The organism is Pseudomonas sp. PDM32 (assembly GCF_019219225.1).
In the GTDB taxonomy this organism is placed as follows: domain Bacteria; phylum Pseudomonadota; class Gammaproteobacteria; order Pseudomonadales; family Pseudomonadaceae; genus Aquipseudomonas; species Aquipseudomonas laurylsulfatiphila.
In genome coordinates this window covers 220,113-233,298 of the sequence record NZ_JAHUWE010000005.1, presented here as the reverse complement: position 1 = coordinate 233,298, position 13,186 = coordinate 220,113, and the positions used below count along the sequence as shown (strand labels likewise).

General features: G+C 60.1%; 9 protein-coding genes. 6 read left to right on the top strand and 3 right to left on the bottom strand.

Going from position 1 to position 13,186, the window contains the following annotated elements; genetic code table 11:
* Positions 1-9: 9 nt before the first annotated feature.
* From KW846_RS11680 to KW846_RS11665, 4 genes are all read left to right on the top strand, one after another.
* Positions 10-903 carry a glycine betaine ABC transporter substrate-binding protein gene (locus KW846_RS11680; protein ID WP_218482334.1) on the top strand — a complete coding sequence of 298 codons (894 nt, stop codon included), beginning with the start codon at positions 10-12 and terminating at the stop codon, positions 901-903.
* Between the two features lie 12 nt (positions 904-915).
* A complete protein-coding gene (locus KW846_RS11675) occupies positions 916-1,569 on the top strand; it encodes an ABC transporter permease (RefSeq protein WP_102698853.1) in 654 nt (217 codons plus the stop codon).
* Positions 1,566-2,723 carry a betaine/proline/choline family ABC transporter ATP-binding protein gene (locus KW846_RS11670; protein ID WP_218482333.1) on the top strand — a complete coding sequence of 386 codons (1,158 nt, stop codon included), beginning with the start codon at positions 1,566-1,568 and terminating at the stop codon, positions 2,721-2,723. Before KW846_RS11675 ends, KW846_RS11670 begins: the two co-directional genes overlap by 4 nt.
* 653 nt (positions 2,724-3,376) lie before the next feature.
* Positions 3,377-4,540, top strand: a complete 1,164-nt coding sequence (locus KW846_RS11665; protein WP_218482332.1) for a type III PLP-dependent enzyme — start codon at positions 3,377-3,379, stop codon at positions 4,538-4,540.
* A 157-nt stretch (positions 4,541-4,697) separates the two neighbouring features.
* On the opposite strand, the gene KW846_RS11660 is transcribed toward KW846_RS11665, so the two are convergent.
* Together KW846_RS11660 and KW846_RS11655 are read right to left on the bottom strand one after the other, a co-directional pair.
* The gene (locus KW846_RS11660) at positions 4,698-5,459 is read right to left on the bottom strand and encodes a tetratricopeptide repeat protein (RefSeq protein WP_371321743.1); all 762 of its coding nucleotides are present in this window, start codon (positions 5,457-5,459) and stop codon (positions 4,698-4,700) included.
* Positions 5,460-6,140 carry a Fe2+-dependent dioxygenase gene (locus tag KW846_RS11655; protein ID WP_218482331.1) on the bottom strand — a complete coding sequence of 227 codons (681 nt, stop codon included), beginning with the start codon at positions 6,138-6,140 and terminating at the stop codon, positions 5,460-5,462.
* A 206-nt stretch (positions 6,141-6,346) separates the two neighbouring features.
* Between KW846_RS11655 and KW846_RS11650 the strand changes: the two genes are divergently transcribed.
* Both KW846_RS11650 and KW846_RS11645 read left to right on the top strand, forming a co-directional pair.
* Positions 6,347-8,671: a TonB-dependent siderophore receptor gene (locus KW846_RS11650; protein ID WP_218482330.1), complete on the top strand. Its 2,325-nt coding sequence runs from the start codon at positions 6,347-6,349 to the stop codon at positions 8,669-8,671.
* A 257-nt stretch (positions 8,672-8,928) separates the two neighbouring features.
* Positions 8,929-11,457, top strand: coding sequence for a sulfite reductase flavoprotein subunit alpha (locus tag KW846_RS11645; RefSeq protein ID WP_218482329.1), 2,529 nt, complete (start codon positions 8,929-8,931; stop codon positions 11,455-11,457).
* Between the two features lie 119 nt (positions 11,458-11,576).
* On the opposite strand, the gene KW846_RS11640 is transcribed toward KW846_RS11645, so the two are convergent.
* Positions 11,577-13,118 (bottom strand): alkaline phosphatase, encoded by a 1,542-nt coding sequence (locus tag KW846_RS11640; RefSeq protein ID WP_218482328.1) that lies wholly within the window; start codon positions 13,116-13,118, stop codon positions 11,577-11,579.
* Positions 13,119-13,186 lie beyond the last annotated feature (68 nt).

Sequence of the window (13,186 nt, the reverse complement as noted above, 5' to 3'; positions counted from 1 at the left end):
GGAACCCTCATGAAAACAACAAGCTTTTTACTAGGCTGCGTTCTGCTGTGCGCAGGATTTTCCCAAGCCGCGGAAAAACCCTTGATCCGCATCGGCGCACGGGTATTCACCGAACAGACCCTGCTGGCGGAAATCACCGCGCAATACCTGCGCGCCAAGGGTTACGACGTGCAAGTGACCGGCGGTCTCGGCAGCAACCTCGCCCGCAGCGCCCACGAAAGCGGTCAACTGGACATGCTCTGGGAATACACCGGTGTGTCGCTGGTGGCCTACAACCATGTGACGGAAAAACTCGACAGCGAACAGTCCTATGCCCGGGTGAAAGAACTCGATGCGAAAAAAGGCCTGGTCTGGCTTACCCCGTCGAAATTCAGCAACACCTACGCCCTCGCCCTGCCGAAGAACGTTGCCGATGAATACCCGCAGATCAACACCATCAGCGAACTGAACGCGGTATTGCAGGACGAAGCGAAGAGCAATCATCTGGTGGCTTTGGACACCGAGTTCGCCAATCGATCCGACGGCCTGGGCGGCATGGTCCAGCTATACGACATGAACCTGACCCGCAACAACATCCGGCAGATGGATGCCGGGCTGGTCTATACCGCGCTGCGCAATGGCCAGGTGTTTGCCGGCCTGGTCTACACCACTGATGGTCGCCTCAATGCCTTCAAGCTGAAATTGCTGGAAGACGACAAGCACTACTTCCCCGACTACACCGCCGCGCCGGTGGTGCGTCAGGCCTATCTCGATGCGCACCCGCAACTGGCCGCACAGCTCAAGCCACTGGCGGAACTGTTCGACGACAACACCATGCGCGAGCTCAACGCGCGGGTGGACGTCGATCACCAGAGCCCTTCAGCCGTGGCCGCCGATTTCCTGCGCCAGCATCCATTGAACTGAGAAGGAGAAGTCATGGAATTCTTGAACGCCTTTTCCCATCTCGACTGGCAACAAGCGATGCATCTGACCGGGCAACACATCACGCTGGTCGGCATCGCCGTGACCCTGGCGATTCTGGTCGGTGTGCCACTGGGCATCCTGATGACGCGCTTCCCGAGTCTCGCCGGGCCTTTGCAGGCCAGTGCCACGGTACTGCTGACGGTGCCGTCGATTGCCCTGTTCGGCCTGTTGCTGCCGTTCTACTCCAAATTCGGCCAGGGCCTCGGCCCGATGCCGGCGATCACCGCAGTGTTTCTCTATTCACTGTTGCCGATCATGCGTAACACCTACCTGGCCCTGACCAGCGTCGAACCGGGCATCCGCGAAGCAGCGCGTGGCATCGGCATGACGTTCGGCCAGCGCCTGCGCATGGTTGAACTGCCCATCGCCGTGCCGGTAATCCTTGCCGGCGTGCGCACCGCCGTGGTCATGAACATCGGCGTCATGACCATCGCCGCCACCATCGGTGCCGGTGGCCTCGGTGTACTCATCCTCGCTTCCATCAGCCGTAGCGACATGTCGATGCTGATCGTCGGCGCCGTGCTGGTCAGTGTGCTGGCGATCATCGCCGACCTGATCCTGCAAGTGCTGCAACGCTCGCTGACTCCTAAAGGACTGCTCAAATGATCGAACTTCAAAACCTCAGCAAGACCTTCCAAAGCAACGGCAAGGATGTGAAAGCCGTGGACTCGGTGAGCCTGACCGTCAATGAAGGCGAAATCTGCGTGTTCCTCGGGCCATCGGGTTGCGGTAAAAGCACCACGCTGAAAATGATCAACCGCCTGATCAAACCCACCTCGGGCAAGATCCTGATCAACGGCGAAGACACCACCGGCCTCGACGAAGTGACGCTGCGCCGCAACATCGGCTACGTGATCCAGCAGATCGGCCTGTTCCCGAACATGACCATCGAAGAAAACATCGTGGTCGTGCCGAAACTGCTCGGTTGGGACAAACAGAAATGCCACGACCGCGCCCGCGAGTTGATGAGCATGATCAAGCTCGAACCCAAGCAGTACTTGCATCGCTATCCACGGGAGTTGTCCGGTGGCCAGCAACAGCGGATCGGCGTGATTCGCGCCCTGGCGGCAGATGCGCCCTTGTTGTTGATGGACGAACCGTTCGGCGCGGTCGACCCGATCAACCGCGAGATGATCCAGAACGAATTCTTCGAGATGCAGCGGGCGCTGAACAAGACCGTGATCATGGTCAGCCATGACATCGACGAGGCGATCAAGCTCGGCGACAAGATCGCGATTTTCCGCGCCGGCAAGCTTTTGCAGATTGATCACCCGGACACCTTGCTCGCGCACCCGGCGGATGAGTTTGTCAGCAACTTCGTCGGCCAGGACAGCACGCTGAAACGCCTGTTGCTGGTGAAAGCCGAAGACGCGGCGGACAACGCGCCCTCCGTCAGCCCGCAAACCCCGGTGGCCGAGGCGCTGGAACTGATGGACGAACATGACCGCCGCTACGTGGTGGTGACCTGCACGGAGAACAAGGCCCTGGGTTACGTAAGACGTCGCGACCTGCACCGTCAGACCGGCACCTGCGCGCAGTATCAGCGGGAGTTCAATGCCACTGCGGCCTACGACGAGCATTTACGCATCCTGCTGTCGCGCATGTACGAGTTCAATCGTTCGTGGTTGCCGGTGATGAATGCCGAGCGGGTGTTTTTGGGTGAGGTGACGCAGGAATCGATTGCGGCCTACCTGAGTTCGGGACGTTCGCGGGGGATGAAAACCAATATTGTCTCGCCGGCCGAGGCTGTAGTCGCCTGACAGCTTGCTCGGTAAAAATACAAAACCTGTGGGAGCGAGCTTGCTCGCGATGGCATTTTCACAGCCAACATCGTAGTTGACTGACATAACGCTATCGCGAGCAAGCTCACTCCCACAGTTATGTGCAATTTTTCAGGGATTCGCAGGTCGGAAAAAAATATCAACAGCAGCGGATGCAAAAGCTATCCGAACATACCTTTTGAAATAGCCAAATCCCCCCTCAGCCCATCTTCTCGCAGCCAACGTCGCCGATGTTGACGCCATCACACTTATCCATGATTTTGCGCACAACAGCTTCGAACGTGCAGATATTTTTAACACTTCGCAATTCTTGGGGAACATCCGGCTGTCATCTGAGTCGGTTACAAAGAGTAATGCCCGCGACGCGCGTCAGAAGAGTGCAAAAACGCGACATTTTTTGTTGATCTCAAGCCCCTCACGCCCTAAAGTTCGCGCCGAACGTCCATGCTGGAAACGATCCATCCGGCTCAAGTACTGACGACGAGACAGCAAGGCCAAGGGAAAGCTGCACTTCCCATGGCCTTTTTGCTTTCGGCGACATGCCTTGGGAAGTAGGCGAACCAAAGTGGGGATACGGAGGACGTTCATTTGCACCCATTGATAATTTTAGTTTGCCAGTAGGAGTTCCCAGCATGTCGATCCAGGTCGAAGACTATTTCGCGCGTGAAACCTTTCAGAAAATGAAGGCGTTCGCCGACAAACAGGAAACCCCGTTCGTGGTGATCGACACCGCGATGATCGCCCAGGCCTACGACGACCTGCGCGCCGGTTTCGAATTCGCCAAGGTCTACTACGCGGTCAAGGCCAACCCGGCCGTGGAAATCATCGATCTGCTCAAAGAGAAAGGCTCGAGCTTCGACATCGCCTCGATCTACGAGCTGGACAAAGTGCTGAGCCGTGGCGTCAGCGCCGACAACATCAGCTACGGCAACACCATCAAGAAATCCAAGGACATCCGCTACTTCTACGAGAAGGGCGTGCGCCTGTTCGCCACCGACTCCGAAGCCGACCTGCGCAACATCGCCAAGGCCGCCCCGGGTGCAAAAGTCTACGTGCGCATCCTGACCGAAGGCTCGACCACCGCCGACTGGCCGCTGTCGCGCAAATTCGGCTGCCAGACCGACATGGCCATGGACCTGCTGATCCTCGCCCGCGACCTGGGTCTGGTGCCGTACGGCATCTCGTTCCACGTCGGTTCGCAGCAGCGCGACATCAGCGTCTGGGACGCGGCGATCGCCAAGGTCAAAGTGATCTTCGAACGCCTGAAAGAAGAAGACGGCATTCACCTGAAGCTGATTAACATGGGCGGCGGCTTCCCGGCCAACTACATCACCCGCACCAACAGCCTGGAAACCTACGCGGAAGAAATCATCCGCTTCCTCAAGGAAGACTTCGGTGATGACCTGCCGGAAATCATCCTGGAACCGGGTCGCTCGCTGATCGCCAACGCCGGCATCCTGGTCAGCGAAGTGGTACTGGTCGCACGCAAATCCCGTACCGCGGTCGAGCGTTGGGTGTACACGGACGTGGGCAAGTTCTCCGGCCTGATCGAAACCATGGACGAAGCCATCAAGTTCCCGATCTGGACCGAGAAAAAGGGTGAGATGGAAGAAGTGGTCATCGCCGGCCCTACCTGCGACAGTGCTGACATCATGTACGAAAACTACAAGTACGGCCTGCCACTGAACCTGGCCATCGGTGATCGCCTGTACTGGCTGTCGACCGGTGCGTACACCACCAGCTACAGCGCCGTCGAGTTCAATGGCTTCCCGCCGCTGAAATCGTTCTACGTGTAAATACTGCGTAGAAAACAAAAAGCCCACGACATGTCGTGGGCTTTTTTGTTTACGCAACCCCCTGTGGGAGCGAGCTTGCTCGCGATGGCGACAGGTCAGTCAACATTGATGTTGAATGTCATGACGTCATCGCGAGCAAGCTCGCTCCCACAAAGATTCAAGAGACCGGGGTCAATTCGACGACTCGATGATGAAATTCGTTGGCCAGCGCATGAATCCTTGGATCGGTCGCGCTCGACAACGCCTGACTCGCCACTCGCAGAAAATTCAGGTTGCCACCGGCCAACGCCTTGCGTAGCCAAACCAACGCATCCTCGATATTCCCTTCGTCGGTCAAGACCGCTGCAAAGCTGAACTGCCCGCGAAAATCCCCGCCCTCGGCCGAACGCCGATACCAGTCGCGGGCCGCGCGCAAATCCATGGGACACACCCGCCCTTCTTCCAGGTATCGACCCAACAGGTTCATTGACTTGGCATGACCCAAGTGTGCTGCGCGTTGATAGAAACTGAACGCCAGCGCCTGATCCTTGTTTAACCCACGCCCGGTCGCCAACAGGTTGGCGTAGTTGTACATCGCCCAATCCAGTCCCGCCTGCGCCGCGACTCGATAATGCCGCGCCGCAATCGAGGCGTCGGCAATACAACCCCAGCCATGTTCATGACAACGGCCAAGCATATTGCGTGACATCAGGTGCCCCTGGCGCGCGGCGATGCCAAACCAGCGCAACGCCAGCGGCTGGTCCTGCGCGATTCCCTGGCCGTCGAGCAGAATCTGCCCGAGCAAGGCCTGGGCCTCGACTTCACCTTCACGTGCGGCGATCAGGATGGCCTGGGCCGCGCGGGCCGGACTTTCGTCGAGCATGGAGCGCAGGCGCTCGCCATCGAGCATTTCCTCGCGGCGTAAACGAAAATCCGCCACTTACACCTCGACCCAGCGACGCAACAGATTGTGATAGGTGCCGGTCAGGCGGATCAGCGATGGATGATCAGGGACATCGCGGGTCAGTTGCTGGATGGCCCCGTCCATCTCGAACAACAGGGCGCGCTGACTGTCTTCGCGCACCAGGCTTTGCGTCCAGAAAAACGAGGCGAGTCGCGTTCCGCGTGTCACCGCGTTGACCTTGTGCAGGCTGGTGCCGGGGTACAGCACCATGTCGCCGGCGGGCAGTTTCACTCGCTGGGGGCCGAAGGTGTCCTGGATTTCCAGCTCGCCGCCGTCGTAATCCTCGGGTTCGCTGAAGAACAGCGTGGCAGACAAATCCGTGCGCACTCGCTCGATGCTGCCTTTGGGCTGGCGCACCGCGTTGTCGATATGGAAATCGAAACTGCCACCGGCGGTGTAACAGTTCACCAACGGAGGAAAGACTTTGTGCGGTAGTGCAGCCGACATGAACAGCGGATTCTTCCACAGCCGCTCCAGCATCGCCGCGCCGATCTCCTGAGCCAACGGATGCCCTTCAGGCAGTTGCAGATTGTGCTTGGCCTTGGCCGACTGGAAGCCGGCGGTGATCTTGCCATCGGCCCAATCGGCCTGTTCCAGAGCCTCGCGAATGCGCTGCACCTCGTCTTTCTCGAACAGGCCTGGAATGTGCAGCAACATGACAAGACACCTGAAAACAAAGGGATGGCAATGGTATTGATTCTTATTGCCTATGTAAAACCCAACAGACGAACGAGACAGCAAAAACCGTAAGGGTAAATTGTAAAGAATGTAAATTAAGCGCGAATAGTAATATTTCGCAATTGATACAAATACGTGTTTACCATATATTCCGCCGCCTCAAATCCTTGGGGAGGGGAATTCAAATGTCGCGTCAGCAACCACAAGTACCGGTCAGTTCACCACGTCTGCTCGCATCGGCCATCGGCATGGCGATTACTGCCGGCTCTGCGGGCCACATGGTTTTCGCGGCGGAAAAAACCGACGGGAAAACACCGGACAATGTGATTTCGCTGGGCGCCACCGCCATCACTGGCGAAGCCCAGGACGAGACAACCTACAACGTAGAGAAAGCCTCCTCGCCCAAGTACACCGCGCCGCTGATCGACACGCCGCGCTCGGTGACCGTTGTTCCGCAACAAGTCTTGAAAGACACCGGTTCGCTCAACCTGCAGGACGCGCTGCGCACGGTTCCAGGCATCACCTTCGGTGCCGGTGAGGGCGGCAACCCGCAAGGCGACCGTCCGTTCATCCGTGGCTTCGACGCCCAGGGCGACACCTATCTGGACGGCGTGCGCGATACCGGCTCCCAGAGCCGCGAGATCTTCGCCGTTGAATCGATTGAAGTCAGCAAAGGCCCGAACTCCGCGATCGGCGGCCGCGGCGCAGCGGGCGGCAGCATCAACCTGGTCAGCAAGAAAGCGCACCTGGGCGATTCGCTCGACGGCGGTTTCACCTGGGGTTCCGACCAGACCCAGCGTTATACTTTCGACGGCAACTACCAGTTCACCGACACCGCCGCTGGCCGCCTGAATTTGCTGAGCCACGAGAGCAACGTCGCCGGGCGTGACAGCGTCGACTACGACCGCTGGGGTGTTGCACCGTCCCTGGCCTTCGGCCTGGGTACGGACACTCGCGTCAACCTCGACTACTACCACCTGGAAAGCAACGACACGCCGGATTCGGGCATTCCGTATTCGATCCCGGCCGGTGGCTCGGCTGCGCGTACCAAAGCCAATCCGGACAAGCCGAATGACGGCGGCGACAGCAGCAACTTCTATGGCCTGAACGACCGCGACTTCCGTAAGACCCGTGTCGATACGGCGACCTTCGCCATCGAGCACGACCTGAGCGACGCGCTGACCATCAAGAACACCCTGCGTCACGGTACCAGCATGCAGGATTACATCCTGACCCAGCCTGACGACAGTAAAGGCAACGTCAACAATGGCAGCGTCTGGCGCCGGGCGAACACCCGCGTGAGCAACACCGAGACCACCACCAACCAGACCGACCTGTTTGGTGATATCTACATTGCCGGGTTCAAGAACAGCTTCTCCACCGGTGTCGAGTACACCCATGAGGAAAACGAAAAATCCTCGTACAACGTCAACACCGACACCACCCCGGGAACAGCCGCAGTGACCACCAACTGCTCGCCGGCACTGATCGGCGCGCCAAGCGGCTACAACTGCACCTCGCTGTCCAATCCGAACCCGAATGACCCGTGGAACGGTGCCATCTCGCGTAACTACGCCGGCACCGACACCAAGGCCGACACCTACGCACTGTATCTGTTCGACACCCTGACATTGTCCGAGCAGTGGCTGGTGAACATGGGCCTGCGTTACGACCATTTCGACACCAGCTACAAAACCTTCAACGGTTCCAGCGTGACCACGTCCAAGGGCGATGACACCAGCGAATTCGTCACCGGTCAGTTCGGCGTGGTGTACAAACCAGCGGAAAACGGCAGCATCTATGCGTCCTACGCGACGTCCGCCACGCCACCGGGTAACACCCTGGGCGAAGGTTCGGAAGGCAACCCGTTGGGTGGCACTCCGGATCGCAACGGCAACCTGCTGAAAAGCGACATGGAGCCGGAAACCACCAAGAACTACGAAATCGGTACCAAGTGGGACCTGTTGAACGATCGCCTGTCCGTGACCGCCGATATCTTCCGCACTGAGAAAGACAACGCTCGTGTGCAGACCAACACCACCACTTATGAGAACGCCGGCAAAACCCGCGTTCAAGGTATCGAACTGTCGGCCAGCGGCAAGCTCACCGACAAATGGCAAGTGTTCGCCGGGTACGCCTACATGGACAGCGAGCAAGTCGATGGCGGCGACCTGCCGGCTAACAAAGCCAACGATGGCAACGAACTGCCTAACACACCGAAAAACAGCGCCAGCCTGTGGACGACCTATCAGGTCACGCCGAGGCTGACCATCGGCGGCGGTGCGTTCTATGTCGATGACGTGTTCGGCAACGTAGCCAACACCACCATGGTTGACTCCTACGTTCGTTACGACGCAATGGCAGCCTACAAGCTGAGCAAAAACGTCGACCTGCAACTGAACGTGCAGAACCTGACCGACGAAACCTACTACGACAAGGCGTTCTCGACTCACTTCGCCAACCAGGCTGCCGGTCGCACCGCGTTGCTGAGCACCAACTTCCACTTCTGATGGAAATTTGCCTACGCAACCTCTTCTGTAGGAGCGAGCTCGCTCGCGACGGTTGTCAACGATGACGCGGTTAGCCTGAAACCCCACGTCGTTCTTGAGTTCATCGCGAGCAAGCTTGCTCCTACAGAGGTCGGTGTTGGCGCAAGCCCCGTTCATCCAGATGAACGGGGCTTTTGCGCGTAAAAAAATGCTTCTCGACAACCCCACGGCATAATGCGCGCCGTGATGAATCAACTTGAACGAACAAGGCGAGTGACGTGTTGAAGAAAACCCTGTTCCAGTTGCACTGGTTTTTCGGCATCAGCGCCGGGCTGGTCCTGGCCCTGATGGGCATCACCGGGGCGATGGTGTCGTTTCAGGATGAAATCCTGAGCACACTCAACCCTTCTGTGTTGCAGGTCGAAAAACAGGTCGCCGGCGTGTTGCCGCCTGCCGAACTGGTGGAGCACATCGAAGCCGCGTCGGGCAAAAAAGTCTCGATGCTCACCGTGGAAACCGACAGCGGCAACGCCGCCAAAGTATGGTTCACGCCGCCGCCGGGCGAACGCCGTGGCGAGATGCGCTACTTCGACCCGTACACCGCCGAGCTCCTCGGCGATGCCTCCGGCCAGGGTTTCTTTGGCCTGATGCTGCAACTGCACCGCTTCCTCGCCATGGGTGACACAGGCCGGCAGATCACCGGCGCGTGCACCTTGATCCTGGTGTTCTTCTGCCTGTCCGGCCTGTACCTGCGCTGGCCGCGCCAGTGGAGAAGCTGGCGCGCCTGGCTGACCCTGGACTGGAAGAAAAAGGGTCGCAGCTTCAACTGGGACCTGCACTCGGTGGCCGGCACCTGGTGCCTGGTGTTTTATCTCCTGGCAGCGCTGACCGGGTTGTCCTGGTCCTACGAGTGGTACAACAAGGGCCTGACCCGGTTGCTCTCCGACTCACCGCAGAACGAACGCGTTCGTGGCGGACGTGGTCCTGCGCCGCAAGGTCCGGCACCAACAGCCGATTACGCGGCGATGTGGAGCAGCATCTACAGCGCGGCCGGCCCGCAACTCAGCTCCTATAACGTGCGCATGCCGCCAGTGGCCGGTCAGCCTGCGACCGTTTATTTCCTGCTGAAAACTTCGCCTCACGACCGGGCGTTGAACCAGATCACCCTCGACCCGGCCACCGGCGTGGTCAAACGGGTTGACCGCTACAGCGACAAGAGCCTCAAGGCGCAACTGCTGACCAGCATCTATGCGCTGCACGTCGGCAGTTACTTCGGCATCGTCGGGCGCATCATCCTGACCCTCACTGCGCTGAGCATGCCGCTGTTCTTCGTCACCGGCTGGTTGCTGTACCTGGATCGTCGCCGCAAAAAACGCCAGATCAAGGACGCTCGCCAAGGTCTCGTCACACCCGCTGATGACGCACCGGCCTGGTTGATCGGCTTCGCCAGCCAGAGCGGGTTCGCCGAACAACTGGCCTGGCAGACCGCCGGGCAATTGCAGGCTGCGGGCCTGCCGGTGAAGGTGCAGCCGCTGGCGGACGTCAGCGAACGGGATTTGCAGGACTCGAACAACGCGCTGTTCGTCGTCAGTACCTTCGGTGATGGCGAAGCGCCGGACAGCGCCCGGGGTTTCGAACGCAAGGTACTGGGCCGCACGCCGAGCCTGGAGCGCCTGAACTATGCAGTCCTCGGCCTCGGCGACCGGCAATATCAACACTTCTGCGGATTCGCCAAACGCCTGCACACCTGGCTCGGCGAACACGGCGGCACGACCTTGTTCGCCCCGGTGGAAGTCGACGGCGGCGATCCTTACGCCTTGCGCCACTGGCAACAGCAACTGGGCCTGCTGACCGGCCAGGCGCCCGTCGACACCTGGCAAGCGCCGAGCTACGACAACTGGACCCTGACCCATCGCGAGTTGCTCAACCCGGACAGCAGCGGTTCCCCGGTGTACTTGCTGGGGCTCAAGCCACCCACCACCAGCAGCTGGCTGGCCGGTGACCTGGTGGAAGTCTTGCCGCGCAATTGCCCATGGGCGATCGAGCATTTCCTCGATGGCCTGGGGATTCACGGTGAGACCAAGGTGCTGCTCAACGGCCTGCAGGAAACCCTCGAACAGGCCCTGGCCAGCCGCCAGTTGCCGCAGAACCGCGCCCATCTGGTCGGCCTGCACGCGCAGGCGCTGGCAGAGGCCCTCGTGCCGCTGGCCATGCGCGAGTACTCCATTGCATCGATCCCGGCCGATGGCGTGCTGGAACTGATCGTGCGCCAGGAAGTGCATGCCGATGGCAACCTCGGCGTTGGTTCCGGCTGGTTGACCGAACACGCCCCTGTGGGCAGTTCCATCAGCCTGCGCGTGCGGCGCAACAGTGGTTTCCATCTGCCGGCCCAACCGGTGCCGATGATCCTGCTGGGCAATGGCACGGGGCTGGCCGGGTTGCGCAGCCTGCTCAAGGCACGGATTGCCGAGGGCCAGCAACGTCACTGGCTGCTGTTTGGCGAGCGCAATCGCGAGCACGACTACCTGTGCCGAAAGGAGCTGGAGGAATGGCTGATCAATGGCGACCTGGCGCGACTGGACCTGGCGTTTTCACGTGATCAGGCCGAAAAGATCTACGTACAGGATCGCCTGCGCGAATCGGCGGCCGAACTGAAGCAGTGGCTGGCGGACGGTGCGGTGATCTACATCTGCGGCAGCCTTCAAGGCATGGCTTCGGGTGTGGACCAGGTACTCAACGAGGTGCTGGGCGCCGCCGCAGTGGAGCGCCTGATCGAACAGGGCCGCTATCGCCGCGACGTGTACTGATTCACCACATCCCCATGTGGGAGCGGGCTTGCTCGCGAAGGCGTCGTGTCAGTCGAAATCATCTGTGCTGACACTCCGCTTTCGCGAGCAAGCCCGCTCCCACATGGGTTCAGTGCCGATCAAACCGGCTGCAACTTCTGCTCAAACACCGACACCCCATCCAGATCGCGCAACACCACGCTCAACTCCCCGCTCTGCCCATCGATGTTCACCTCGCCAAAAAACTGAAACCCGCCAAACGGCGAGAGGTTCTGCGCCGGTGGAGCCTTTTCGAACACCGCTTCAGGACCAAAGGTCTTATCCAGCGGATTCGGTCCGTAGCTGCCGGCATTCAAAGGCCCGGCGACGAACTCCCAGAACGGTTCGAAATCCTGAAACGCCGCCCGATCCGGATGGTAATGATGGGCCGCGCAGTAATGCACATCCGCAGTCAGGAACAGGAAATTGCGCACCTGCTGCGCCCGCAGAAAACCGAGCAATTCGGCGATTTCCAGTTCGCGTCCCTGGGCCGGGCCGGGGTCACCGTTGGCCACCGCGTCCCACCGCGTGACACCGGGTCTGACTTCGCCGTCCCCTTCGCCGAGGCCGATGGGCATGTCGGCGGCGATCACTTTCCATTGCGCATTCGAGGCCTGCATTTCGCGCTTGAGCCAGTCCAGTTGCTCACGACCGAGGAATGGCTTGGCCTCGCCCAGATTGTCGTCATTGGCCCCGCGATAACTGCGCATGTCCACCACGAACACATCGAGCATGGGCCCGTAACCGAGCTTGCGATAGATGCGCCCGCCGCCATCGGCGCTCTGCCAGCGCATCGGCGCGTATTCGAGCCAGGCCTGGCGTGCGCGGTCCACCAGGCTGTGGATATCTTTGCTCTGGTAACGCGCACCCAGCTGCTTGCCGGGCGACCAGTTGTCCACCACTTCGTGGTCGTCCCACTGCCAGATCTGCGGGACCTCGGCGTTGAAGCGACGGATGTTTTCGTCCATCAGGTTGTAGCGGTAATTACCACGGTACTCATCGAGGGTCTCGGCGCTTTTGCTCTTGGCCTCGGTGGTGATGTTGCGCCATACCCGGCCGCCTTCTGTGGTGAGCTGCGCCCGGATCGGGATATCGGCGTAAATGATGTCGCCGCTGTGGATAAAGAAGTCCGGCAGCCGCCGGCGCATCGCCTCGTAGATGCGCATGCCGCCAAAGTCCGGGTTGATGCCGAAGCCCTGGCCGGCGGAGTCGCCGCTCCAGACAAAACGGATGTCGCGCCGGGTCTGCGGCACGCTGCGCAAGTGACCTAACCAGGGCTCGCTGGCAACGCCGCTCTGGGCGTCTTCAAACTGCACGCGATAGAAAATCGCCTGGTCGGCGGGCAGCCCGGTGAGTTCGACCCGGGCGGTGAAATCGGTGCGCGCATCGGCCAGGGGCGAGACGAATCGCCGAGGGTTGGGAAACAGGCTGCGGGTGTCCCATTCCACCACCATCCGGGCGGGGCGGTCGCAGCGGCTCCAGATGATCGCCCGGTCACCCAGCAGGTCGCCGGACTGCACGCCATCGGTGAGTTGCGGCCGATCCTTGACCGAAGCGATCACCGCCGGCGCCAGCCCCGGCAACAGCAATCCGACGCCGAACGCTTGCATGACACGACGGCGCCCGAGGTTGAAATCGCTCATGGTGTTCTCCCGAAAATGGAAAACCAAAGCATGGCTGGATGAAGTCGAAGTGACAGGCGCCGAACACT